At 64.4% G+C, this 24,265-nt stretch carries 24 protein-coding genes; 18 read left to right on the top strand and 6 right to left on the bottom strand.

Annotated elements, in window-relative coordinates:
* Positions 1 to 69: 69 nt before the first annotated feature.
* Both J3485_RS06620 and J3485_RS06625 read left to right on the top strand, forming a co-directional pair.
* On the top strand, positions 70 to 1,011 hold the full coding sequence (locus J3485_RS06620) for a LysR family transcriptional regulator (RefSeq protein WP_206951723.1): 942 nt from the start codon (positions 70 to 72) through the stop codon (positions 1,009 to 1,011).
* A gap of 234 nt (positions 1,012 to 1,245) precedes the next feature.
* On the top strand, positions 1,246 to 2,202 hold the full coding sequence (locus tag J3485_RS06625; protein ID WP_206951724.1) for a helix-turn-helix transcriptional regulator: 957 nt from the start codon (positions 1,246 to 1,248) through the stop codon (positions 2,200 to 2,202).
* Between the two features lie 12 nt (positions 2,203 to 2,214).
* Here J3485_RS06625 and J3485_RS06630 read toward each other — a convergent pair whose 3' ends face one another.
* The 4 genes from J3485_RS06630 to J3485_RS06645 are packed head-to-tail and all read right to left on the bottom strand — an operon-like array spanning position 2,215 to position 5,666.
* On the bottom strand, positions 2,215 to 2,946 hold the full coding sequence (locus J3485_RS06630; protein ID WP_206951725.1) for a lytic transglycosylase domain-containing protein: 732 nt from the start codon (positions 2,944 to 2,946) through the stop codon (positions 2,215 to 2,217).
* A 14-nt stretch (positions 2,947 to 2,960) separates the two neighbouring features.
* Complete coding sequence (gene sctR / locus J3485_RS06635) at positions 2,961 to 3,620, bottom strand: type III secretion system export apparatus subunit SctR (protein WP_206951726.1); 660 nt, start codon at positions 3,618 to 3,620, stop codon at positions 2,961 to 2,963.
* On the bottom strand, positions 3,613 to 4,785 hold the full coding sequence (sctQ, locus tag J3485_RS06640; protein WP_206951727.1) for a type III secretion system cytoplasmic ring protein SctQ: 1,173 nt from the start codon (positions 4,783 to 4,785) through the stop codon (positions 3,613 to 3,615). Before sctQ ends, sctR begins: the two co-directional genes overlap by 8 nt.
* Positions 4,786 to 4,790: 5 nt before the next feature.
* Complete coding sequence (locus J3485_RS06645) at positions 4,791 to 5,666, bottom strand: helix-turn-helix transcriptional regulator (protein ID WP_206951728.1); 876 nt, start codon at positions 5,664 to 5,666, stop codon at positions 4,791 to 4,793.
* Between the two features lie 349 nt (positions 5,667 to 6,015).
* Here J3485_RS06645 and J3485_RS06650 point away from each other — a divergent pair, with 349 nt between their 5' ends.
* The 13 genes from J3485_RS06650 to J3485_RS06710 all read left to right on the top strand — a co-directional run bounded on the left by J3485_RS06650 (position 6,016) and on the right by J3485_RS06710 (position 18,621).
* Complete coding sequence (locus J3485_RS06650) at positions 6,016 to 8,133, top strand: FHIPEP family type III secretion protein (RefSeq protein ID WP_374192435.1); 2,118 nt, start codon at positions 6,016 to 6,018, stop codon at positions 8,131 to 8,133.
* Positions 8,134 to 8,171: 38 nt separating this feature from the next.
* Positions 8,172 to 8,429 (top strand): EscS/YscS/HrcS family type III secretion system export apparatus protein, encoded by a 258-nt coding sequence (locus J3485_RS06655; protein WP_206951730.1) that lies wholly within the window; start codon positions 8,172 to 8,174, stop codon positions 8,427 to 8,429.
* An 8-nt stretch (positions 8,430 to 8,437) separates the two neighbouring features.
* Complete coding sequence (sctC, locus tag J3485_RS06660) at positions 8,438 to 10,567, top strand: type III secretion system outer membrane ring subunit SctC (protein WP_206951731.1); 2,130 nt, start codon at positions 8,438 to 8,440, stop codon at positions 10,565 to 10,567.
* The gene (locus J3485_RS06665; protein WP_206951732.1) at positions 10,568 to 11,743 is read left to right on the top strand and encodes an FHA domain-containing protein; all 1,176 of its coding nucleotides are present in this window, start codon (positions 10,568 to 10,570) and stop codon (positions 11,741 to 11,743) included.
* Positions 11,744 to 11,902: 159 nt separating this feature from the next.
* On the top strand, positions 11,903 to 12,130 hold the full coding sequence (locus tag J3485_RS06670; protein ID WP_206951733.1) for a hypothetical protein: 228 nt from the start codon (positions 11,903 to 11,905) through the stop codon (positions 12,128 to 12,130).
* Between the two features lie 106 nt (positions 12,131 to 12,236).
* Positions 12,237 to 12,704, top strand: coding sequence for a hypothetical protein (locus J3485_RS06675; protein ID WP_206951734.1), 468 nt, complete (start codon positions 12,237 to 12,239; stop codon positions 12,702 to 12,704).
* Between the two features lie 57 nt (positions 12,705 to 12,761).
* The gene (gene sctJ, locus J3485_RS06680) at positions 12,762 to 13,538 is read left to right on the top strand and encodes a type III secretion system inner membrane ring lipoprotein SctJ (protein ID WP_206951735.1); all 777 of its coding nucleotides are present in this window, start codon (positions 12,762 to 12,764) and stop codon (positions 13,536 to 13,538) included.
* Positions 13,528 to 14,265, top strand: coding sequence for a bcscK (locus tag J3485_RS06685; protein WP_206951736.1), 738 nt, complete (start codon positions 13,528 to 13,530; stop codon positions 14,263 to 14,265). Before sctJ ends, J3485_RS06685 begins: the two co-directional genes overlap by 11 nt.
* Positions 14,247 to 14,897: a type III secretion system stator protein SctL gene (sctL, locus tag J3485_RS06690; protein ID WP_206951737.1), complete on the top strand. Its 651-nt coding sequence runs from the start codon at positions 14,247 to 14,249 to the stop codon at positions 14,895 to 14,897. Before J3485_RS06685 ends, sctL begins: the two co-directional genes overlap by 19 nt.
* Entirely contained in the window at positions 14,894 to 16,273 is a 1,380-nt protein-coding gene (locus J3485_RS06695; RefSeq protein ID WP_206951738.1) for a FliI/YscN family ATPase, read from the top strand. Before sctL ends, J3485_RS06695 begins: the two co-directional genes overlap by 4 nt.
* On the top strand, positions 16,254 to 16,757 hold the full coding sequence (locus tag J3485_RS06700; protein WP_206951739.1) for a hypothetical protein: 504 nt from the start codon (positions 16,254 to 16,256) through the stop codon (positions 16,755 to 16,757). The genes J3485_RS06695 and J3485_RS06700 overlap by 20 nt, the downstream gene beginning before the upstream one ends.
* Entirely contained in the window at positions 16,754 to 17,548 is a 795-nt protein-coding gene (gene sctT / locus J3485_RS06705; RefSeq protein ID WP_242538504.1) for a type III secretion system export apparatus subunit SctT, read from the top strand. Before J3485_RS06700 ends, sctT begins: the two co-directional genes overlap by 4 nt.
* A 32-nt stretch (positions 17,549 to 17,580) precedes the next feature.
* Positions 17,581 to 18,621 carry an EscU/YscU/HrcU family type III secretion system export apparatus switch protein gene (locus tag J3485_RS06710; protein WP_206951740.1) on the top strand — a complete coding sequence of 347 codons (1,041 nt, stop codon included), beginning with the start codon at positions 17,581 to 17,583 and terminating at the stop codon, positions 18,619 to 18,621.
* Between the two features lie 75 nt (positions 18,622 to 18,696).
* Here J3485_RS06710 and J3485_RS06715 read toward each other — a convergent pair whose 3' ends face one another.
* Both J3485_RS06715 and J3485_RS06720 read right to left on the bottom strand, forming a co-directional pair.
* Positions 18,697 to 19,593: a helix-turn-helix transcriptional regulator gene (locus J3485_RS06715; protein ID WP_206951741.1), complete on the bottom strand. Its 897-nt coding sequence runs from the start codon at positions 19,591 to 19,593 to the stop codon at positions 18,697 to 18,699.
* A 441-nt stretch (positions 19,594 to 20,034) separates the two neighbouring features.
* Positions 20,035 to 20,616 (bottom strand): TetR/AcrR family transcriptional regulator, encoded by a 582-nt coding sequence (locus tag J3485_RS06720; protein WP_206951742.1) that lies wholly within the window; start codon positions 20,614 to 20,616, stop codon positions 20,035 to 20,037.
* A gap of 172 nt (positions 20,617 to 20,788) precedes the next feature.
* On the opposite strand from J3485_RS06720, the gene J3485_RS06725 reads away from it, so the two are divergent.
* The 3 genes from J3485_RS06725 to J3485_RS06735 all read left to right on the top strand — a co-directional run bounded on the left by J3485_RS06725 (position 20,789) and on the right by J3485_RS06735 (position 24,265).
* Positions 20,789 to 21,919, top strand: coding sequence for an alpha/beta fold hydrolase (locus J3485_RS06725; RefSeq protein WP_206955685.1), 1,131 nt, complete (start codon positions 20,789 to 20,791; stop codon positions 21,917 to 21,919).
* 275 nt (positions 21,920 to 22,194) lie between these two features.
* Entirely contained in the window at positions 22,195 to 22,866 is a 672-nt protein-coding gene (gene imuA / locus J3485_RS06730; RefSeq protein ID WP_206955686.1) for a translesion DNA synthesis-associated protein ImuA, read from the top strand.
* Positions 22,796 to 24,265 (top strand): Y-family DNA polymerase, encoded by a 1,470-nt coding sequence (locus J3485_RS06735; protein WP_206951743.1) that lies wholly within the window; start codon positions 22,796 to 22,798, stop codon positions 24,263 to 24,265. Before imuA ends, J3485_RS06735 begins: the two co-directional genes overlap by 71 nt.

Genomic DNA, 24,265 nt, shown 5'->3' on the forward strand with positions numbered 1-24,265 from the left:
CGCCGGATGCGGGTTGCGACAGGTAAGATGCACCTTCCCATCTTCCGTGCAAGGCGACGTGTTCCTCGCATGCGACTACGTCATATCGAAGTATTGAGGGCGATCATGGTCACCGGCTCGATCAGCGGTGCGGGAGACTTGCTGCATGTCTCGCAGCCCGTCGTCTCGCGCACGCTGCAGCACGCGGAGCAGCAGGCGGGGTTCAAATTCTTCGAGCGCGTACGTGGCAGGCTCGTACCGACCAGCGAGTTGATAACGATCTACCCCGACGTCGAGCAAGTCTTCGCCGCCGTCGAAAAGCTGCGCTATACGTCGGCAACGGTGCGCCGCCAAGGTGGCGCGCCACTACGGCTGGCCGTGACGCCGAGCCTGGCGAACAGCGTCTTGCCGCGGGCGGTGGAGCGGATGATCGACGCCCATCCCGACGCGGCGTTCGAGCTTGCGACGCTGCATACGAACGAAGTGGTGGACGCGCTGCGCGCCGGCACCGTCGATCTCGGTATTTGCCTGTCGCCACCGGCCGTGCCGGGCATCGAGACACATCTGCTCGCCAAAGGGCAGATGGTGCTCGCCACGCCGACGTCCTGGCCGCGCCTGCTGCGGCATAACGCGCCGCTCAGCGAACTCGGCTATCTTGCCGATCGGCCGTTCATTCGCCTGCATGACGGCACGCCGCTCGGCTCGATCATCGGCCAGCGGCTGCAACATGCGAGCATGGGTCTGCGGGCGAACATCGTAGTGCAAACCTACGCGATTGCGCGCGCGCTCGTGACGCAGGGGGTCGGCTACGCGCTGCTCGATACGTTCACCGCGGTGGCCGGCGGGCCGGGCGAACTGCATGCCTATTTGCTTTCGCCAGAGCTCGAGTTCGAGGTGAGGCTGCTCGGGACGAGCAAGTCGCTCGCCGGGCCGTTTGCCGATTCGTTGATCGCCAGCGTCGTATCGGCCGCCGACGAGCTGTGCGACGCGTTCGCGGCGAGCATCAGCGAGTACAAGGTCAGCCTCGCGTAAATCGCGCACGTAGCCGCCCGGCGTCGGTACCGGCCCGAACGACATCATTAGGTGTCCTGACGAAATGCTTGCGGCAAGCATCGTTTGCCGGTCGACGTATGTCTCTTTGCTATACCTGCGCAACGAAATTGAATATCGACGCATCTGAGAGCCCAGTACAGTCGCACGACCGCGCTGCCGGCACCCATGAGGGCTGGGCCGGCGCGGTGCTCGAATGAATCATTGGCCTTTGATATGGATGCGAGAACGATAAGATGGGACAGCGAGCGCTCGCTCGCCAAGGAGGACACACCACGGATCGCGGCGCGCTCGCGCGGCGATCCGAACGCAAGATCGAACGCACGGCGCTTGTGCGCACGCGAGGTGGCATCGGCATCGGCCGCGGCGCGCTCGGCACCGAGCCGCTCGGCCGATAGGCAGGGCGGCGCGGGCGTCGACATGGACGTCGCGGCGCAACTCATGGCGATCGACGAGCCCGACGAACGCACGCGCATGCTGCGCGCGTTGTTGCACGTCATGGGTTTTCACTCGTTGGCCTATGTCAGAGTGGACGGGCGCGGGCGCGTCGACACGCCGGCCTGGTCGCTCGACGAGCGTGCGCCGCACCACTTTGGCAACCGCTACTTCGAGAGCGGGTATCGGGCGCACGATCCGCGTCTTGCCGCCGTGCGCGAGTCGAACGTGCCGCTCGTTTGGGACATCGATTGGCTGTTGCGCGCATGGCGTCGTAGAGGCGCGCCCGAAGCGATGCGAGGCTTGTTTCCGGCGCTCGAGCGCGAAGGGATCGAAAGCGGCGTCATGTTCGGCATTCCCACCGTGCAAGGCGGCGTGCGCGCCGTCGTCAGCCTTGCCGCCAGTCGGGCGAGCGCAGACTGGATCGTCGAAAACGTCGTGGCGCAAGCGCTCACGTTCGGGTTGTCGCTGCATCGTTTCGCCTCTGATCCGGCACGTTCGGATAGGGGCGATGGTTGCCCGTGCGATGCCGCAGCGCGGCAGCAAGAGCCGCTATCGGAGATGCAGGTTCGCATCCTGACGTGCGTCATCGGCGGCCTGTCCGATAAGCAGATTGCGGCGCGACTGCAAACGACGCCGCACAACGTCGACTATCACTTGCGGTTGCTGCGGCGCCGCTACGGAGCGGCCAATCGCACGCACCTCGCGTTCCTCGTCTGCTCGCTCGTGCTCGACTGACGAACGGGCGGGTTACCGCAAGATTTTGACGGTGCCGCCGTGCGGCAGGCCGTCGCTGGCGCAATCGGACAGAACGACGATGCCCGGTGCGCAGCGCGACGGATGCGTGCTGCGCACGCGGGCGGCGACCGCGTGCGCGCGGGGCGGCTGCGATGATGACGGGGCCGCCGCGCTGGGTGCCGCCCCGCCGGGCGCGAGCGGAATCGGTGCGACCTCGTGATGCCCGTCGTCGAGCGCGTGCGAGACGACGCGTTCGACGTAGCCGGCGGTGAATCCCGTCGAGAAATTGCCGCTGTAGTAGCAAGAGAGCGCTTTGCGCAGCGCATATTGCTCGTCGGCTTCGATCCGTACCGCGCGCGCGAAGCACTCGGTGAGGATCGAGCCGGCTACGCGCAGGTTCGCGCATGGGTCGAAGATCGACGTCGTCGTTTCGCCGAAGCGCGTGAGATTGTAGCGATTGACTTGCCCGAGCCCGAGGCTGAAGTTGTAGCCGAGCCGCGTGAGATTATCGACAGTTGCGAGCGCCTCCTCGAGCGAGACCGGCTGCCGAACCAAATGCGCGCCCACCACGCCGATCGCATAGGGGTTGTAGCCCGATTCCACGCTGACGAGCGCGGCGAGCGTGTGGGCATCGACGTGAGGCGCGCAGCGCGTCGCGAGCGCCAGAAAATCTGCGGCGCGCGCGGCGCTTGCGCTCAGGGCGAGCAGCAATGCGACGAAGGCGGCAGCGAGCGATCGGCGCATGGCATCCTCCGGCCTCAGCGATAGGACAGCACGAGCCCATGCACGAGCACGGACCAGCCGTCGAGCATGACGAACAGCAACAATTTGAACGGGATCGAGATCGTCGTCGGCGAGATCATCTGCATCCCGAGCGCAAGCAAGACGTTCGCGACGATGAGATCGGTGACGACGAAGACGACGTAGATCACGAAACCGATCTGAAATGCGCGCGTCAGCTCAGAGAGCATGAAGCTCGGCACGAGCACCATCAGGTCGTCGGACTTGAGCGTTTGCGCACGCTCCGCCGGCCAGATGGCGGTGGCCGAGCGCATGAAGAAGTTGCGCTCGCCAGGCGCGGTATGTTGCGAGAGAAATTTCTTTAGCGGCGGTGCGATCGATTGCCCGATCGCCATGACGTCGTCTATGCTCATCGCGCCGTCGATCGTGACGCGGTTTTGCTGCATCGTATCGACGATGCTGCCCGCGACGGGGGCCATGATATAGATCGTCAAAATCAGTGCGATGCCGTTCAGCACGATGTTCGGCGGCACCTGTTGCACCCCGAGCGCCGTGCGCAACAGGCCGAGCACGACGACGAGCTTCGTATAACTGGTGACCATCAACGCGGCGAACGGAATCGTGCCGAGCGCGACGATCAAAAACAGCATCGTGACCGGATTCGGCATGTTACTCATTGCCGCTCTCCGAAAAACGCGACACGCGCACGCCGAGCTTGTTGCCGACGGCAATCAGATGCCCTTGTCCGACGAGCGCGCCGTTCGCGCGAATATGAACGGTGCTTTGATTCAACGGCTGATCGAGTTCGATGACGTAGCCGCTCTTGAGTGCTTTGAGCTGCGCGAGCGGCATCGATCGCTCGTCGAGCTCGAACGTCACGCGTACTTCGAGTGCGTCGATATGCGTCAGCGAGGATTCGCTCGGCGCCGCGGCGTCGGCTGCCGGGCCCGATGGACCCGACGGGCCCGCGCCGGGCGCATCGGACCGTATGGATGGCGTCACGGAATTCTCCTCGATATGGTCGATGACGATGCGCGATCCGAGCGCTTTGGCCGAGACGGTCACGCGCGAGTCGCTCGTCGTCGCGACGCAGCGCAGCGCTTGGCCGAACGATTGCCAGCGCTCGATGCCGATGATGTCACCGCGCGCAATGGAGTGCAGTTCGGCGACGCTGAGCATCGTCGAGCCCAAGACGAAGCGCAGCGCGATCGGCAGCATGTCGAAGTCGGTGTCGTCGAGCTTGGGCGGTGGGGGCTCCGCGGGGCAGGCAAGGCCCAAGTACCGTTCCTCGGTAAAGCGCACCGCGCCGTCGCAGTGCCATTCGCTGCCGGGACGCGTCACGCGAAAGCGCAGCGCGTCGCGCTCGCGCGCGAGCTCGTCCTTGTGCGTTTGCGCGCCGACCGATACGGTGCCGAGTTCGATCCGTTGCCGTGTTTTCGCTTCGAGCACGTCGATGAGCGGCGCGAGCGCATCGGCAATCAGCGCGCAGCGGATGTCGGCCGGCACGCTATCGCTTGCGGCGTCGCCGATCAGCGCATGCTCGCCGATCGCATCGAGCACGAAGCGGCCCTCGGCCGGCCCGAAGCGAAACGTGTAGACATGCCCCGGCGCGCTGATCTCGGCGTCGGCCTGCCAGCGCAATTCGTAGGGGCCGCGCTCGAGCGCGAGCACGAACGGCTTCGGCCACGCATACGCGCGATTGAGCGCGTGCGCAGCCAGTGGGCTTATGCGCGGCAAGGTCGGCGCGTTGCCGAGCGGCTGCGCGGCGCTCGGCGCGACCGGCGGCGGGGAGGCGCGCGGTGCGCTCGCCTTGGGCGGGGTACTCGCCAATGTGGCGCTCATGGAGGTCAAACGACGAACAGCCGTCCCGCGAGATACGCGAGCTGCACGCGATTGAGCACCCCGTACTTCTTGCGAATCTGCCGCATGTGATAGTCCACGTTGCTGCGCGACATGTTCAATTGCTGCGCAATTTCGCGATCGCTGAGGCCACTGGCCGTGAAATTGAGGATGCGCCGCTGCAGGTCGGACAGCATCGGCGTTTGCGCCATCGAGGCCATCTGCCCGGCCAGGAACGCGTGCACGCCGAGCCCGAGCGCGTAAGCCTGGCCGACTACGCGGTCATTGATCCAATCGCTCGTCGGATTGACGGAGCTGAAGATCATCACGCTGTGCTCGAGGCTGCCCGGATCGACGAGGCCGAACGCGATGCCGCTGCGCGTGCTGCATGCCTCGGCGTCTTCGAGAAAGCGTTGCATACGCTCGTTTGATATGGCCGTGATCGTAGGCTGCGCCGCCAGCGTTTCGTGATCCCAGACGAGCGGCCAGTCGTGGCGGCAAGCGAATGCCATGCGCGGATCGATGTCGAAGTAACGCTGGTCGACATAGCGCTGCGCCCAGCCCGGAGGCGAGCACAGATCGAAATAGCGCGCACGATTGACCATCTCGCCGAGCCGCGTCAAACGACAGTAGCAGAACCAATCGAAGCCGATCGTGCGCAGCGCGATGCGCAGGAGTTGCTTGCGTTCGTGGGCGGAATGCGCGGCCGAGAGGTCGGTCGCGATTTCGGAGACGCGATCGCTGCCGGTTGATTCGCCAGTGCGTCCGGCGTTTTTGCTGACTACGAGTTGGCAGTCGGCCACTTCGATGAAGTCGATCGCATGCCTTGCATCTCGTTCACTGCTTCCTTTCGACGGGCGCTTGCGCGCCTCGGGGTTCGTCATGCAGTCCTCCGTCTCGTGAGCGGCACATCGCGTGTTCGATGCCCGTTTCATGGTTTTCGACTATAGCCGCGTGCCTATGGCTCGAGGAACTGCACTGTTCAGTAGTGTTTCGACCTTACGCTCTCGTCGTTGCGCGATTTACTACGAATCTGACGATTGAGGCGCACCCCCCTCGCTTTTACACTTTCCGTCGCGGATACCCCTTTTCCGCGTGGGCGATATTTCAGCGAGGGTTTTCATGTCCGTGGCCGCGCTTAAGAAGCAGATGAAGGACCGATGGCCGGGCAGAAGCGGCGCAGACGACGCGCGCCGGCCGGTACGGCCCTACGATCTCGCGTTGGCCGGCTTCATGGCGATCGTCATTTCGCTGTTCGTGTTGCCGCTTCCCACGATGGTGATGGATGGGCTCATTTCGTTGAACCTCGCCATCAGCATCGTGCTGCTCACGGTGTCGACCTATTTGCCGTCCGCGCTGAGCTTTTCGTCGTTTCCGGCCATGCTGCTGTTTACGACGCTGCTGCGCCTATCGTTGAACATCGCCTCGTGCAAGCTGATTTTGCTGCATGCGAATGCGGGGCACATCATCGATGCGTTCGGGCGGCTCGTCGTCGGCAACAACTTCGTCGTCGGTGGCGTCGTGTTTCTGGTGATCGCGATCGTGCAGTTCATCGTGATCGCGAAAGGCTCCGAGCGTGTCGCCGAGGTGGGGGCACGGTTCTCGCTCGACGCGATGCCAGGAAAGCAGATGAGCATCGATGCCGATCTGCGCGCAGGCATCATCAGCTCCGAAGAGGCGAAGCATCGCCGCGAGCGACTCGAGCAGGAATCGCAACTGCACGGCGCGATGGACGGTGCGATGAAGTTCGTGAAAGGCGATGCGATCGCCGGCACGGTCATCGCTTTCGTCAATATTCTGGCGGGCATTGCGGTCGGCACGATCATGAAGAACATGAGCGTGTCCGATGCGTTGCATCGCTATGCGATCTTGACCGTCGGCGACGGCATGTCGGCGCAGATTCCGTCGCTGCTCGTCTCGATCGCGGCGGGCGTCGTGACCACTCGCGTCGCGACGCGCGATGCAAGCGATACCCAGCTCGGCGAGCAGATCGGCAAGCAGATCACCGCGCATCCGCGAGCGTTGATGATCGCCTCTGCCGTGCTGCTCGCGTTTGCGTTCGTGCCGGGCTTTCCCGCGTGGTCGTTCATGCTGCTCGCGTTCGTGACCGGGGGCGGCGGCGCATTGCTGCTGCGCCGGCGCAAGACGATGCCGCCGCTCAAGCTCATCACGCTGGCCGAGCCGCTGTCGGGCGAACGCGAGGCGGAAGTCGGCCCGCATACGTCGGGCGTCACCTCGCCGGTGGCCGTGGCGGTGGCGCGGCCGCTGTCGCCGCATCTGAATCTCATCCGATTGCAGGAGGCATTGGCGCTCGCCAAGTCGAACGTCGAGGCCGACATCGGCCCGATCTTTCCGCGCGTGCACGTGGCGTTCGATGCGGCGTTGCCTGAGGGCGGCTATCAAGTATTCGTGCAGGACGTGCTGGCATCGGAAGGCCAATTGCGGCCCGATCGGCTGCTATGGGACGGCGTGACGCCGTTGGCGGACGGTGTCGAGCGTACGCCCGGCGAGCCGTTCGGCCCGTTCGCTCAACCCGTGTGGCTGCCGCTCGACGCGAGAGCGCAGGAGCAAGAGGACAAGGAAGCGCCGCCACTGCCATCGCGCGTGCCGCATCTGCTGGCCAACGAGACGAAGGTGCCGCAACCCGTGGCGGGCTTGCGCACCGAGGACGTGCTCGCGCGGCACGTCGAGAGCGAAGTGCGCAAACACGCCGCCGCGCTGATCGGCATTCAGGAAGCGCAGCATTTGATCCGGCTCGTGCGGCGCGATTACGCCGAACTCGTGGCGGAGCTCATGCGTCTCGTGCCGTTGCAGCGCATCACCGAAGTGCTGCGGCGTTTGCTGATGGAAGACATCCCTATCCGCAATTTGCGGATCATCTTCGAAAGCATGATCACGTGGGCGCCGAGAGAGCCCGACGACACGATCGCGCTCGTCGAGCTCGTTCGCGTCGATCTGCGCCGCATGATCACCGATCGCCACGTGGGCAACGCGCGCAAGCTCGACGTCATTCTCTTCGAGCCTGTTTTGCAAGAACGGTTCGAGCAAGCCGTGATGCGCACGAAGCAGGGCAACGTGCTCGGCCTTGCACGTGAGGTCAAGGACGACGTCTGTCAGCAAGTGCGCAAGATTTTCGACGGCCACCAAAGCACGGCGGCCGGGGGCATGCCACGCAAGCGTGCGACGTCCGTGCGCACCGCGGTGGTCGTGTCGCTGAACGTGCGCCGCTACGTGCGCACGACGCTTGCGGCCGTGCTCCCGGACCTGCCGGTGCTGTCGTATCAGGAGCTCGAGGAAGACGTCGAGCTGCGCACCATCGGCTGGGTGTCGAGCCCGGCGATCGCGTCGTGACGAGTAAGCCGTACCTCCATGAAGCAAAGGATCACTCGATGACTACGGAAACGATTCTTGACATTACACGGCAGGCGCTCTTGCTCGTGTTGATGCTGTCTCTGCCGATCGTGCTCGTTGCGGCCGGCACGGCGCTCGTCGTTGCGCTGGCGCAGGCCGTGACGCAATTGCAGGACCAAACGATCGGCCTTGCCGCGCGCATGATCGCGGTGATGGTGGCGATCATCGTGACGGGCGGCTGGATTGGGCGCTCGGTTTTGTTGTTCGGTCAGCAGTCCTTCGCGAGGTTGTTTTGAGCACACAGATGCTTTCTCCTCGGGCGCGTCGCGCCTATGCCGCTCGTTCACGCAGCGTCTCGTTGCTTGCGCTCGGCGCGCTCGCGTTGTCGTTTGCTGGTGCGCTCGGCGTGCCGCGCACGGCGCATGCGGCGGAGCTGCAGTGGCGCGATCGCCCCTATACGATCGTCGCCGACGGCAAGAAGGTAACCGACTTCATTCGCGAACTCGCTGCCGCTCAGGGTGTGACGGCCGTGATCGATTCGAAGGTCGACGGCACGATCAGCGGCCACTTCTCGGGCTCTCCGCTCACCACGCTGCGCAGTGTTTGTTCGACGTATGGCCTGACGTACTACTACGACGGATCGCTGCTCTACATCGATCGCGCGGAAGACGGGCAGACGCAGGTCTTTCCGATTCCAAAGGGCAGCGCGGGAGAACTCTCGCGCACGCTCGAGGCGATGCAGATTCCCGACAAGCGCTATCCGCTCATCATCAGCGATCTTGAAAATACGATTTACGTGTCGGGCCCGCAGCGCTACGTCGATCTGGTGCGACAGGCGATTTCGACGATCACCGATCCGAGCCGCGGGCTAGATCGCGCGGAGATTCGCGCTTTCCCGCTGCGCTACGCGTACGCGAACGACTTCCAGGTCAATCGCTCCGGTAAGGAAGTCACGATTCCCGGCGTGGCAACGACGCTCGGGCGGCTGTTCGGCAAGAACGACGACAACAAGGGCACGCCGGGCTACGGCGCCCCGCTCGGCGGCGCGACGCGGCAAGTGAAGCTGTCGTCGGGCGATACCGTCGACGTGCCGAAGCTGAGCCTCGGCGCGACGGATGCGGCGGCCACGCCGAGCGCATCGACCAACACGCAGGTGCATACCGGGCAGGCGATTTCGTTGCCACAGATCGTGGCCGACGCGGGGACGAACTCGGTCATCGTGCGCGACGTGCCCGAGCATATGCAGCAGTACGCACAGCTCATTGCGGCGCTCGATGCTCGGCCGCGCTTGATCGAGGTGGGCTTGACGATCATCGACATCGACGAGAGCGCGCTCGATTCGTTCGGCGTCGACTGGCGGCTGCATACGCCGAACGGCGATTTCCAATTCGGCAACGGCAGCAATCCGCCGCTGTCGTTCAGCGGCAATACGGAGGCGGGACAAACCGGTACGACGACACCGACCGGTATGGCGCTGACGGCATCGATCGGCGGCGCCATGCGCAACTATCTGCTTTCGCGCATCAATGCGCTGCAGCAGACGGGGAAAGCGAGGACGTTGTCTAAGCCGATGATTCTGACGCTCGACAACAACGAGGCGATTCTCGAGAACCTCACCGAATTCTACGTGCAGGTGTCCGGTTATCAGGACTCCTCACTATATGGAATCACGACGGGCACGAGCGTGAAGGTTACGCCGCGCATCATCGACGACGCCGGCAAGCCCGGCGTGATGATGTCGATCGATATCGATGACGGGCAACTCAGCAGCACGCTGACGGTGTCGTCGGTGCCGGCCGTGCTCGAGCGCAACATCGTGACGAAGGCGATGATCGACGAAGGCAAGAGTTTGCTGATCGCGGGCTTCAACGACGATTCGCTCACCAACAACAAGTCGGGCGTTCCACTGCTCTCGGACATCCCGTGGATCGGCAACCTGTTCAAGTACACGACGAAGAACGGGGAGCGCACGGATCGGTTCTATCTATTGACGCCGCGCGTCGTGCAGACGGCAAGCGCCTTCGATCCGAGGGGCACGCCGATGGGCGTCGAGCCGATATTGCCGGGGCAGCCGTTCAACGCGGGTGAGCCTATGCCGGGCAAGGCGTCCGCGCCGCTGGTCGTGCCGCCGAGCGCGGTGCCGACCACGCCGCCATCGAGCGCCGCGCCCTCGAGTTCGAAGCCTTCGAGTTCGCAGTCCGGCCCGGCGGCTTCCAACGAGCTGGCGCCGCCGGGCCCGTCGGGAAAGCGCGCCGCGAAGGCTGGAGCAGGCGAGCGCTCGCCTCGGGCATCGACGGCATCCACCTCGCCGAGCATACCGGCGAACGCGCCCGTTCAGGCGAGCGAGCCGGCTGCGGCGACGCCGAAGACCCCCATCGGCGCGGCCACGCAAATCGTCTCGTCGGCCCCGTCGGCAGACGTCTCGGAGCATTGAATGACCGACGACGCGGCGTCCCCGTCCAAGCCAACCACGGCGTCTTCGACGAAGGCGCCGTGGAGCCTGTCGTTCTTGAGCGGGCCGCTGTTCGGCCGCACGCTGGCGCTCAAGGTCGGCGAGAACTGGGTGGGGTCGGGCGCGCAATGCGACGTGATCGTGCCCGACCGCGAGATCGCGCCGCGGCAGTTGCGTTTGTCGGTGGGGCAGATCGCGGTATCGGTGCAGAACGTCGGCGACGGCGAGGTGACGTTAAATGGTGTGGCGCTCGATGCGACGCGGCGCGCGCTGCGGCACGGCGACGTCGTCGAGATCGGTGCGCTCAAGCTCGGGATCGTACCGGCAGCCGAGCCGCGCGCGCCTGCCCCCGACGAGCAAGCGGCGCCGAAGGGCAATCGGCTTGCGCGGTGGGCTTTAGCGCCGTGGGCGGCATGGATGGCGAGCCGCCGCTTCGTGATCGGCCTCGGCGTGCTTTGGGGGGTACTCGTGTTGGCCGGCGGCGCGTATCTGGCAATCGGCGCGACCGACCCGTTCTGGTTTCAGGCGAGCGCGACCGAGCGCATGCAAGAGGTGCGGCAGGCCCTGCACGATTATCCGGAAGTGAACGTGAAGCCGACGAGCACGGGCTTTCTCGTGTCGGGCTACGTCAACTCGCTGTCGGATCGTGACCGGCTTCAGAGCATCGTGCAGACGTTTCCGCAGACGACGGTGGGCGACGTCTACGTGATCGACGAGTTGTTGGGGTCGGCACGGCTCTATTTCAGCGATACGCCGTTGACGGTGACATACGGGGGGCACGGCACGCTGCTCGTCAGCGGGACAGCCAACCGCTTGCTGCAGCAGCGCGTCGCCAACTTCGCGAAGGATGCGCGGCCGGCGTTGCAGGTGGTCGATCACGTGGTCTACGCGGCCGTGCCGATGACGACGAAACAAAAGGCGCCGCCGATGGCCGGCGACGTGCCCGACATCGTGGGCGTGTACGACGACGGCCTCGGTACGCGTTTCATCGAAACGTCGGACGGGGCGCGCTATTTCGAGGGATCGCGCTTGCCCGGCGGGCTCGAGGTGAGGCAGATCAGCAACGATCGCGTGATTTTCGCGCGTGGACCGGATCGATTTTTCATGGACGTGGGTTCGGCGGCGGTGCACGACTTCATCGCTTCGCCGCCGGGCTAGTTTTCGCGACGCGGCGCGCTCGTCAGGCGCCGCGCGTGTAGACGGGTTCACGCGAGGCAAGCACGTCTCGCATGGGCGAGAGAAGCGCGGCAACGCGCGTTTTGTTGAACTCCCCGATATCCCCGGGGGCAACGACATTAACAGCTAAGGAGAGCAGCAATGACCAGCGTGTCATCCACTACCTCATCGAACGTCGGCATGAATTCGGGAGACATCCAGTCGCAAATGAACGATATGCAGACGCAGGAAGAGGACTTCCAACTGTGGTCGATGCAGTTGAGCAATACGCAGGACTTGTGCAAGACCGCGATGTCGGCTCGGCAAGGCGAGAGCAGCACGGTCGACACGGCGTGCCAAAGCATGCAGCGCGGCGCGCATGTTTCTTGATGTAGCTGTCGGGCACCTGTCACGCGGTTAGGTGCGGGGCGCCGCGTAAGCGGCGCCCGGTACATGATTTATTCGGCGTAGTTGGCCGATCCTCAGTGAGGTTCACATGACTGTTCCAGCCGTTTCGACCGTTCAGTTGTCGGACGTGAAAGGACCGAATGGTGTGAGCGCGGCCGCGAGCGCGAACGAAGCGATGCCCGCGGCGCCCGTTCACGAAGCGGACCCTGCACAGGCGGGCGCCTTCGACGCGCATATGAGTGCGCAGTCGACCGAGTCCGCGCCTGCCGGTACCGTCCGCATGCATAGCGCGCAGGAAACGCATAGTCTCGATGCCGTGGTGACGCACGTGCGCAAGGAAACGGCGGCACTCGACGCGCGCTACGACGCGGCGATGCAGCAGATGGAGCACCCGGAGGCGTTGATCGACGCGAGCGATCCGATGATGACGATGGTGCGATTGACTGATTTCACGCTGAGCACGTCGGTGACGATGCAGCAGTATCAGTTCAGCATGGCGATGGCCGACGCGTCCAACGGCGTCACGCAATCGCTGTTGAAGAACAACGCCGAGTAGCCGGTTACCGCGCAACGCGCGCGTACGACGCGGCGCGACGCGCATTCGGGAAAGCTTATGAAAACGCTGCTGCGCGCATGCGTTGTGCTCGCGTGCGCCTTGCTGCTGGCGGGTTGTCAGCAGGAACTGTACATGGACCTGACGGAAACGTCGGCCAATGAAATGATCGAGGCGCTGGCCAATGCCGGTATCGGCGCGTCGAAGGCCGAGGTGCCCGACCACGGGTGGGAGTTGCGCGTCGATGGCTCGTCGGTGCCGGCCGCATTGAACGCGTTGAAGGCCGTTGGCCTGCCGCGTCAGCCGACCGAGAATCTGGGCGAACTCTTCAGCAAGCAAGGGCTCGTCTCTACGCCGGCCGAGGAGCGCATCCGCTATATCTACGGCGCGGAGCAAGAGCTCGAGCGGACGCTGCTCGACGTCAACGGCGTTATCGTCGCGCACGTGCACGTCGTAATTCCCGAGAACGATCCGCTGTCGGACAAGATCAAGCCGTCCTCGGCGTCGGTCTACATCAAGTACAGGCCGGGTATCGATTTGAAGATGATGGCGCCGATGGTCAAAGACCTCGTGGCGCACAGCATCGAAGGGCTCTCATATGACAACGTCTCGCTCTTTTTGCAGGCGGCGCCGCCGAAGGAAGGCGAGCGGGCCGAGGACGCACAAGGGGGCCCGCTCGCACGCGCGCTCTCGTTGATCGCGCTCGTGCTCGTGCTGTCGACGATCGTGGCCGTCGCGGTGTTCTTCTTGAGGCGCGGCCAATTCAAGCTGATGGGACGAGGGGCGAGCGGGGCGAACGCCGGGAGCATGTCGCAAGAGCAGACTCATGTTGGGTGAAGACGATCCGCACGACGACGTTTATGACGACGCGCACGAGTTATGGCGCGCCGAAGGCAATCGTGGCCGCTTTGCAAAGCTCGTCGCGGAGTTCAACTTGCGTCCCGACCGCTATGTCGATCCGAGTTGGCCCCTCGGCATTTGGCCGGCGCCGTGGAACGAGATCGCGCGTTTCGGCGAACGCGGCCGGCGCGTGCTGGCGCGCGCATTGTTCGAGACGGTGGGCTTGCACGAGGATGCGTCGGGCAATGTGCAGGCCGACTACGACTTCGCCTCGCGCGACAAGCGCCTTGCGCTGTTGCCGCGCGAGGCCTTCGAGCAGCTCGCCCGGCTGTGCGGGCTGTGCCTGCACAAATCATGGCTCGCGAGCGGCGAGGTGACGCGCGGGGTCGAGAAGGCGATGCAGCTCGGATTCGGCGCGGAGACGATCGCGTTCGTGCGCAAGGAGACGCCGCCGTTCGACGCCGTCAGCGAGACGTTGGAGCCGATGCGGCGCTATCCGAAGCTCGTCGTGCAAAAGATCGGCGCGCGCGGCGCACGCTTGCTGCTCGATTTCATCGCACCGGCCGGCATGCCGGTATTTTCCCGCACGCGTTTGAAACTGCCGCGCATCGCCGACGTGCAGCCGGCCTATCGGCTCAACGACACGCAGCGCGCGGAATTGGCCGAGCTGCTGTTTCTTTGCCTCATTCCCGAGAGACTGCGAGCATGGGACTGGCTTTTCTGATTACGAGCGAAAACTTGCAGATGCTGTCGGAGCGCCGCGTGCTGAAGGAGCACGAGTACTCGGCGCTGCTCGACGCGAATGCGGTCGTTCTCACCGCGAAGAAAGAGGCCGAGCGCATCGTCGCCGACGCGCAGCAACGCATGGAGCAGATGGCGCGTCAAGGCTACGAAGAAGGGTTCGCGCGTGGTGAGCGCGAGGGCGCCGAGCGTGCCTACGCGGCAACGCTGGATACGGCGCATGCGCTGGCGCTGTCGCGGCGGAAGATGGCGGACATGGTCGTGCGCGGATTGCGCGAGCTCGTGGGCGAGTTCGAGCGCGAGCGCATTTTCGCGCTCGCGCTCAAGCGCATCGATGCGTTCGTGCGCGACGAGTCGTTTCTCGTCGTACGCGTCGCGCCCGAGTCGGTCGACGTGATGAAGCAGGCCGTGGCGGATCACAGGGAATCGATGGCCAACGAGCCGCATGGCGCCGAGGCCGCCGCGGTGCGCGCGCAGGCGGTCCGCGTCGTCGCGGATGTCTCGCTCGGTAACGACGACTGCATTGTCGAGACGCCGGCCGGCAGCATCGATGCTCGGCTGTCGACGCAAATCGATGCGCTTCGGTCGGCCATCGAAGCACGGAGGGGGGCATGAGCGAATCGGATTCGAGTTGGCGCGATGCGCTGTTTGCCGAACTGCACGGCGAGGCGAACGACGATGGGTTCGCCAAAGCGCTCGAGAACGTCAATCCGTTGCGTATGCGTGGCCGCGTCACGCAGACGGCGGGGCTCTTGATTCACGCGTCGGGTATTCATGCACGGCTCGGCGAGGTGTGCGAGCTGCATACGCCGGGGCTCGAACCGATGTTCGCCGAAGTCGTCGGATTCTCGCGGCAAACGGCCGTGCTCACGCCGCTCGGCAGTCTCGCCGGTTTGTCTAGCGCCACGGAGGTATTGCCGACGGGACATGCGCATACGTTCGACGTCGGCGAGGCGCTGCTTGGCCGCGTGCTCGACGGCCTGGGTCAGCCGCTCGACGGTCGCGGCCCGATCGCGGGCGGCACGCGCGTGAGCGCGTTCGCCGAACCCATCGGGGCGCTCGAGCGCACGCTCATCGATGAACCGTTGCCGACCGGAGTACGTGCGATCGACGGCTTTCTGACGACGGGGATCGGCCAGCGCGTCGGCATCTTCGCGCCCGCCGGCGTCGGCAAGAGCACGCTGCTCGGCATGATCGCGCGCGGTGCGGGCTGCGACGTCGCGGTCGTCGGCCTGATCGGCGAGCGCGGGCGCGAGGTGCGCGAGTTCATCGAGCACAATTTGTCGCCCGAAGCGCTCGCGCGCACGGTGCTCGTCGTCTCGACCTCGGATCGTCCCGCGATGGAGCGCGTCAAGTCGGCGTATGTTGCGACGGCCGTGGCCGAATACTTTCGCGACAAAGGGCTGCGCGTCTTGCTGCTCGTCGATTCGCTGACGCGTTTCGCGCGCGCGCAGCGTGAGGTCGGCTTGGCCTCGGGCGAGCCACCGACGCGGCGCAGTTTCCCGCCGTCGACGTTTTCGGTGCTGCCGCAGTTGCTCGAACGCGCAGGGCAGGGCGCACGCGGCTCGATCACGGCGTTCTACACGGTGCTCGTCGAAGGCGACGACGAAAGCGATCCGATCGCCGAGGAAGTGCGCTCGATTCTCGACGGTCATATCATCCTTTCGCGCAAGCTGGCTCAGGGCGGACACCATCCCGCCATCGACGTGCTCGCCAGCGCTTCGCGTGTCATGACGCGCGTCGTCGACGATGCGCACGTGCGCCGAGCAGGATGGGCGCGCGGGCTGCTCGCGAAGTATCAAGAGATCGAGTTGCTGGTGCAGATCGGCGAATATCGTGCGGGCAGCGATGCCCTGGCCGATGCCGCGCTGGCCGCCCGCGGTGCGCTGCGCGAGTTCGCTTGCCAACCGCCCGCATTGCTGGAGGCTTACGACGATACGGTCGCGAAGCTTATCGCCCTCAAGGAAGCGTATGGACAAGATCATCGCTAAGCTCACGCGTGTGCGTGAGATGCGGCGCGATGTCGTACTCGCGCAAGTGCGCCGCCAAGAGGCCGCAGTCGAGGCGGCGCGCGAGGCGATGCGGCGGGCCGAAGGCGAGGTGATGCGGTTGATCGCGGAAAAGAGCGAAGCGGGACGTTCTCTTTCGTCGAAGATGATGGCGGGACCGAACTCGGCGCGCGAACTCGTGGGCGCCGGCATCGATTGGCAGCTTTTCGACGAACGCATCGATGCGGCCCGCGTGCGGATGCAGCCCGCGCAGGCGCGCGTGCGCGAAGAGATCGATCGCCTGGAAGCGTTGAGGGAAATATTGCGACGGGCCGATGCCAAACGCGATCAGGCGGAGCGCACGGCCGAGCGGCTCGAGCGCTCCGCGGCGCAGCGGGCCGAGGCGGCCGACGAAGCCCGCGCGGAGGAAGCCGCGCTGCGCACGGCGATCGTGCCGCCCGCGCCGCTCGGCCGGAACGAGGCATGACCGCCGTCTCGAGCGAGGCCCTCGATGCCGCGATGCGCGCGGTACGTCCGGCGATCGTCGTGCTGCCGCGCGTCATGCCGATCATGATGATCGTGCCGGCATTCAGCTCCACGATATTGACGGGACTCGTTCGCAACGGATTCATGGCCGTCATCATCTTGTTCGTCGGCCCCGCGATGGATATGAGCACGTTGCAAGGCTTGGCACCGCTCGTGTGGGTGGGCCTCGTGGCGAAGGAGGCACTGATCGGTATCCTGCTCGGCTACGCGTTCGGCGCGGTGATGTGGGCGATCGCGACGGCCGGCGCACTCATCGACTTTCAAACGGGTGCGAGCAACCAGTCGTTTTTCGATCCGATCGCGCAGTACGAAACCGGCCCGTGCGCGGGGTTTTTGAATTTGCTTGCGATCACGCTGTTCGTGACGAGCGGCGGGATCAATTTGCTGCTGTCGGCGTTGTTCGCATCGTATCGGCTGTGGCCGGTCGCCTCGTTCGCGCCGAAATTCAGCGCCGCGCTGCTGCCCTTCGTCGCGCACAGCGTGGCGAGCATCATGATGTGGACCGTCAAGCTCGCGGCCCCTGTCGTGATGGTGCTCGTGCTCGTTGAGCTCGGGTTCGGGCTCGTGAGCCGCGCGATGCCGCAATTGAACGTTTTTCTGATGTCTCAGGCGGTGAAGGGAGCGGTAGCCGTGTTGATGATGGCGCTGTTCTTGCCGTTCGTGTATGGGACGCTGCATACGTATTTGGGCCCCGACAACACCTTGCTCGATCTGTTGAAGTCGATGCTCTAGGAACGGTTCCTGCCGCCGCGACCGCCGCTGATATGAGCGAAAAGGATCAAGACCCAACCGACAAGCGTTTGCGCGACGCGCGCAAGAAAGGCGACATCGTATTCAGCGCAGAAGTGAGCGCTGCGCTCGTCTTTCTCGTGGTGCTCGCCGCGCTCGGTTCGCAGGGGCAGCGTGTCGTCGACACGCTACGCGGGCTATTCGATGCGATCTTCGCGGCGTTGTCCTCGCGCGATCCCGCACAGTCGATCTCCACCGTGCTCGCGCTCGCGATTCACGGATGGCTCACGCTCGGGATCGGCATCGTGGCGCTCGCCGGGGCGGCGGCGTTTGCGATCTCGCTTGCACAGGCCGGCGGGCTCGTCGCATTCGAGCGCATCGCACCGAGTCTCGAACGGTTGAATCCGGCAGCCGGTTTGAAGCGCATGTTCTCGATGAAAAGCGTCGTGACCTTGCTCAAGACCAGCGTGAAGACGCTCATACTGTGCGTGACGCTATGGGTGCTGCTGCGCGGCTCGCTCGACGCGCCGCTTCAAGCGGGCTATTTGCAGCCCGATGCGATTCTTGCCGTCACGGGCAAGTTGCTGTTGACGCTCGCGGGCTGGGCGGCGCTCATCTTCGTCGCGTTCGCGGCGCTCGACTACGCCTACCAGCAGTACGAATTCCTCAAGCGGCACCGGATGTCGATGGACGAAGTGCGGCGCGAACATCGCGAGATGGAGGGCGATCCGCACTTGAATTCGCACCGTCGCCAAATGGCGCACGAGATGGTCTTCAATTCGTTGCAAGATCGCGTGAAGATGGCATCGGCCGTCGTTCATTCGGCGAACGCAGCCGTTGCGCTTTGCTACGCGGGCAAAGGCAAGCTGCCGTGGGTCGCCGCGCGGGGCGAGGGCGAGACGGCGCGACGCATTCTCGAATGGGCGGGCGAATTTCTCGTGCCGACCGCGGCGAACGGGCCGCTCGCCGACGTGCTCTATGAAAGCGCGCGCGAATATCAATACATCGAGCGCTCGCTATACGGGCGCGTGGCCGAGCTGTTGCGCTGGGCCGACGGCGAGAGCGAGGCGACGTAGACGCCGACATGACGCTCGCGCCCGCACCCGCCTGACGGCGCAGCGCAGGCGAGCGCGGACGGCCGGCCTCTCGCGTCAGACCGCTTGCAGCTTGCCGGCGAGATAGGCGAGTTGGCTGCGATTGCGGGCGCCGAACTTTTCGCGCAATTGGCGCAAGTGATAGTCGACGTTGTGCACGGTCGTATTGAGCCGAGCGGCGATCGCCTTGTCCGACATGCCGACGACGACGGCTCCCAAGATGCGTTGCTGCAGTTGCGACAGGCTATTCGCGGCTTCCTGCCGGCAGATGGCCTGGACGTAGGCGGCGCAGCGTTGATGCAGCGAGAGCCCGAGACCGAGCGCCTGCGCGATGACGCTGTCGGTGATCCATTCGCAATGCTCGGGTGGCCCGGCAAAGAGAATGAGCGCGCGTAGCGGCGTCCGGGCGATCGGCAAGCTGAACGCGAGCCCGCTTGCGAGCCCGTTTTCGCGCATGCCGTCGAAAAAGTGCCGCAGCGGCGGATCGATGCCTTCTTTGCGCGAAGCGTTCACGAGCGAGCGCATCTCCCAGACATGCGGACGGCTCGATTCGAAGGCGCGCCGCATGTGCGGATCGCGCAGCAGATAGCCGCCTTCGAGCGAACGCGGCAGCAAATCCGTCGACAAGTAATCGCGGAGCAGATACGCGCATTCGGGCTGTTTCTGCGCGTTCAATTTCAGCGCGGCGTAGCCAAGGCCGCTGAAGCCGATGATGTTGAGAATGCCGCGGATCATGCGGATGCGTTCGTCGGCCGTGCGTGCCGCGCCGAGCTCGGCGGCGATAAAGGTGGCATCGCCGGTCTCGTCGGCACGCACGAGCGGGGTCACGTCCATTTCGTCGATGTAGCGAACTTCGCATTGCGCGCGCGGCTTGAGCCGAGACGCCGGCTGGGAGGCCGGCGCCGACGAGCGTTGCAGATCTTCGCGTTCTTCGACCACGTCGAGGGATGACATGGGGATTCCTATCTATCGTTGTTTTTGGAACGTTTACGGCGCCGGACTGCTTGCGAGGGGGCGCGAATGGGGGCGGTGCGCGGATCGGTTTGGCTGCAGGCGACGCTACCGTATCCCCAGACGATTCTATTGACGGCATTCGGCCAGCGCCGCTTGGCATTTCGTAGTGAAGGGCGGTGCGGCGATATGAGGAGTACTAAGTTTTACGAAATGTCGTGGCGCGGACGTGACCGACGCACCAAATTGGGACAGGCGTAAAAAGTTCCAGTTCAGAGGCGGGCGATCGCGTGTAAGCCCCTGTCTGGATATGCGGAGTTTGCCGTTGCCGATGCTTGCCACTTCCGTTCGTGCCAGATGCGTCCATCCGTCGCTACGGTTTTCCCCTATCGCTACGGCGTCCGGATCGACTTTCCACGCCCGAGCGAGCGCATTGGACCCAGATCACCCCTCGGGGGCGGCCCACCTCTGAACACTGACATCCGCCAGCGCCTCGAATATAGCCGGCGTACGTTCCAGGCGGGCGATCGTTCGTGCGCCTTCGAGGGCCGCTACCAATGCGGCCGCGGTAGCGGATGCGCGCGCGGGGGCGAAACCGCACCCCCTAAAATGCTCCGCAACAATCTCGGTCGAATCAACAAATCCGCGCGCTACCCGTTTGGTCAGCTCAGCGTCGAGCGCGGGCAACTCATTCGCCAGATTTTGCATTAGACATCCGTACTGGAAATCAGAGGCGACCATTTCGGCCGCGAATGTGCCGAAAATCTGATGAACAAAATTCAGAGCATCACCCGTCGTATTCGCCGAGATATTCCGCAAAACAGCAATTCGACTCGCAACGTAATGATCGATTGCTTCTTCTGCGAGCTGTACCTTGCCGCGGGGAAAGTGAAAGTAGAACGATCCTTTAGGCGCACCGCTTTCTTCAAGGATCTGGATCAATCCAGTCGCAGTGTAGCCTTGGATGCGAAACAGTCGTTCGGCCGTGGCAATCGCGCGAGCGCGGGCGTCAGTCTTACGTGGCATGCCGTGAACATAACACGTTTCGCTTGACGTTACTATGGTAACCACCATAGTATGGTGATCACCATAGAAAAAGCCCGACGATGCCCCTCTACCCAATCCTAAGATAGGAGGAATTGATTTGACCGCATCACCATATGGCGAGGGAACGCTTCCCAAGGGGGTCCGCTCGCGCATGATCCATGGGGTCAACGGCCTCGATGTCCATATTCTCGAAGCCGGTTACGAAAGCCCCGGCCGGCCGCTCGTGCTGCTTCTGCACGGCTTTCCGGATTTGGCTTACGGCTGGCGACACCTGATCCCAATTCTGGCTGACGCTGGCTACCATGTCGTGGCGCCCGACCAGCGGGGTTTTGGCCGCACCACCGGTTGGGTGAACGGCTATGACGCCCCGCTAGTGCCCTTCAGCCTCTTGAATATGACGCGTGACGCCCTCGGATTGGTTTCGGCGTTGGGGTATCGGCGTACGGCAATGCTCGTCGGGCACGACCTCGGCTCGCCCGTGGCGGCCTATTGCGCGCTAGCCCGACCTGATGTCTTTCCCTCGGTGGTGTTGATGAGCGCCCCGTTCCCAGGTCCGCCGGCGCTTCCGTTCGACACGGCGGAAAGCGAGGCATCGTCGGTTCAACCGAACACTGAAAATCAAAAGTTAGCGGCCGCGCTGGCGGCACTCGATCCGCCGAGAGAGTATTACCAACAATACTTGAGCACACGGGAGGCGAACTATGACATGTGGCACCCCCCTCAAGGTTTACACGCGTTTCTTCGTGCATTTTTCTACGTCAAGAGCGCTGACTGGCCGGGAAATAAGCCGCATCCGTTGAAGGCGCGAACCGCCATAGAACTTGCGCAAATGCCCACCTATTACGTCATGAATCTCGGCAAGACGATGCCCCAGACCGTCGCTCCATTCCAACCTTCCGCCGCCGAGGTCCTGGCCAGCAAATGGCTTACCGAGCCGGAACTTGGCGTGTACGCGAAGGAGTATGGCCGCACTGGGTTTCAAGGCGCTCTGCAGGCTTATCGCGTCTATTCCGATCCTGACCTCAACGCTGAGTTGCGCCTGTTTTCGGGCAAGACGATCGATGTCCCATCGCTCTTCATCGGCGGGAAGAGCGATTGGGGCACCTATTCGGCGCCGGGCGCGATCGATGTTATGAGGACGAAGGCGGCGACGAGGATGGGTGGCATCGAGCTGATCGACGGCGCCGGTCATTGGGTCCAACAGGAGCAGCCGGTTCGGCTCAGCACGCTCCTGCTCGCTTTCATCAAGGAGGTGGGTGGAGCGGATCACACCAGCGCTTAGGTCGGGGAATGCCTATCGTCGCTCTTGACCTGCCGTCGAAACTGCGACCGGCCCGCTTTGCCGGCGATACGCACGCCCGAGTTCAAGCGTTGTGTCATGGATCCCCCAAGCGGAAACTCCCGAGCTAGAATTGCTGTATATTTATACAGTATTTTTTGGTGAGCGATCCTGTGAACCCCGCCTTCGGCAATTCCGAGCAGTTCTCGCCGTCCGATAAGGTGTCATGTCGTCTTGATGCCGTAATCGACTCAACTCTGTATCCCGGCTCGGGGGGAATGGCGCTGTGGCGGGCCTCGCAGCTTGCGCGCGGGCGCACACACGTGGTGGAAACGGGGTATCCCGCGCTGTCGGCCGAGTTACCCGGCGGCGGCTGGCCACTCGGCGCGTTGGTCGATTTGCTCGTCCGGCAGGCGGGGATCGGTGAAATGCGGCTGCTGCAACCCGCGCTCAGTGCGCTGGGCGAGCGACCGGTCGCGCTGCTGCAGCCGCCGCAGGTGCCCAACGGCTTGGGGCTCGAGTACATCGGGTTGGCGCTCGATCGTCTGCTGCATGTCAAGGCGTCCAAGACGGCCGATGCCTTGTGGTCCGCCGAGCAAATCCTGCGGGCGGGAAGCTGCGGGGCGCTGATTTTTTGGGCGTCGCATGCGCGGGCGTCGTCGTTGCGGCGTCTACATTTGGCGGCGCAGTCCGCCGACACGTTATTCGTGATGGTGCGTCCTCTGGCCGTTGCACAAGATGCGTCGCCGGCGCTACTGCGGCTGGCGCTGCGGCCGTCGGCCGAAGGGTTGATGGTCGATATCGTGAAGCGACGAGGGCCCCTGTGCGCGGAGCCATTGTCGATTCCCCTTCAACCTACGCCCGTTTTGTGGTCTCGCCATGCGCGTCTTTCTCGCCGTCCACTTGCCGAAACTGCCGCTCGAAGTCTTTCGGCCGAAGTGGCTGCCTGATCCTGCTGCCGGCAGTGTCGCCTTCGAGAAGGACAAGGTGGTCATCGCCGATGCGGCGGCGCGTGCGGCCGGCATCCGTCTCGGCATGAAGCGCGGCGGCGTGCTCACCTTGTTGGCCGATGCCGTGATGTACGAGCGCGACGCAGCGCGCGAGGCTGCGGCGCAGCGTGAAGTCGGCGTGTCGCTGATGCGGTTTTCGCCCGACGTGGCGCTCGCCGATGAAGCGACTGTCCTCGTGGAAATCGGGGCGAGCTTGAGGCTTTTTGGCGGGGTGCGGGCAGTGTGCCGTCAGGCGCGCGCGATTCTCGACACGCTCGGCTTCACGGCGCGCATCGGCGTCGCACCGACAGGGCAGGGTGCATGGCTGCTGGCGCGCTACGGCCGCCGGCGCGTGATGCGGCTCGCCTCGCTCGAGCGCGTCTTGTCGCCGTTACCGATGCTCACCGTGCCGGAGGCGCGGCCGTTCGCCGATTGGCTCGCCGGGCTGGGCTGTGCGACGATCGCCGACGTTCGCCGCTTGCCGCGCGCAGGGCTGCGGCGCCGCTGCGGCGAGCGCGTGCTCGATTCGCTCGATCGCGCATTCGGCGCGGCGCCCGAACTCTTCGATTGGCTCTCGTTACCCCCTACGTTTTCCGCGTACCTCGAATTGCCCGATCGCATCGAGCATGCGGATGGCGCATTGCATGCCGCTCATCGGTTGATCGTGCAGTTGTGCGGCTGGCTCTGTGCCAAGCAGTTGGCGGTGACGGCCGTCACGTTTTCGCTCGAGCACGAGCGGGGCCGGCAAGCGATAGCCCCGACGTCGATCGAGATTGCACTCGGCGAGCCTACCTGGCAGGAAACGCATCTGCTGCGTTTGCTGAAGGAACGCTTGCATCGCATCGAACTGGCGGCTCCGATGATCGCCTTGCGGCTCGATGCCTCGAAGGTGGAAGCGGCCGCTGCGCCGACCGAACAGCTTTTTCCGGAGCCTGGCGGGTCGGCGCAAAGTCATGCGCGCTTGCTCGAGTTGCTGGTGGCGCGGCTCGGCGAAGACAACGTGGTGCGTCCCGCGCCGGTTGCCGATTACCGGCCCGAGGTGGCCAATCGATGGGTCCCGCTTGGCGAGTCTCATCCGAAGAGCCCGCTGCTCGAAGGGCTGCCGCGGCCGACATGGATGCTCGCCACGCCCGTGCGTTTGCTCACGCGCGCGCATCGGCCGTTTTACGGATCGCCGTTGCGCATTGTTTCGCCGGCCGAACGTATCGAGGCCGGGTGGTTCGACGGTGAGTTCGTCACGCGCGATTACTTCGTCGCCGAAGCCGACGACAAAAGTTATTACTGGATTTACCGCGAACGCGTGAGCAGCCGCGATGCCGATGAAGGGCCGCGCTGGTTTCTTCACGGCTTATTCGGATGA

Source organism: Trinickia acidisoli (assembly GCF_017315725.1).
In the GTDB taxonomy this organism is placed as follows: Bacteria; Pseudomonadota; Gammaproteobacteria; order Burkholderiales; family Burkholderiaceae; genus Trinickia; species Trinickia acidisoli.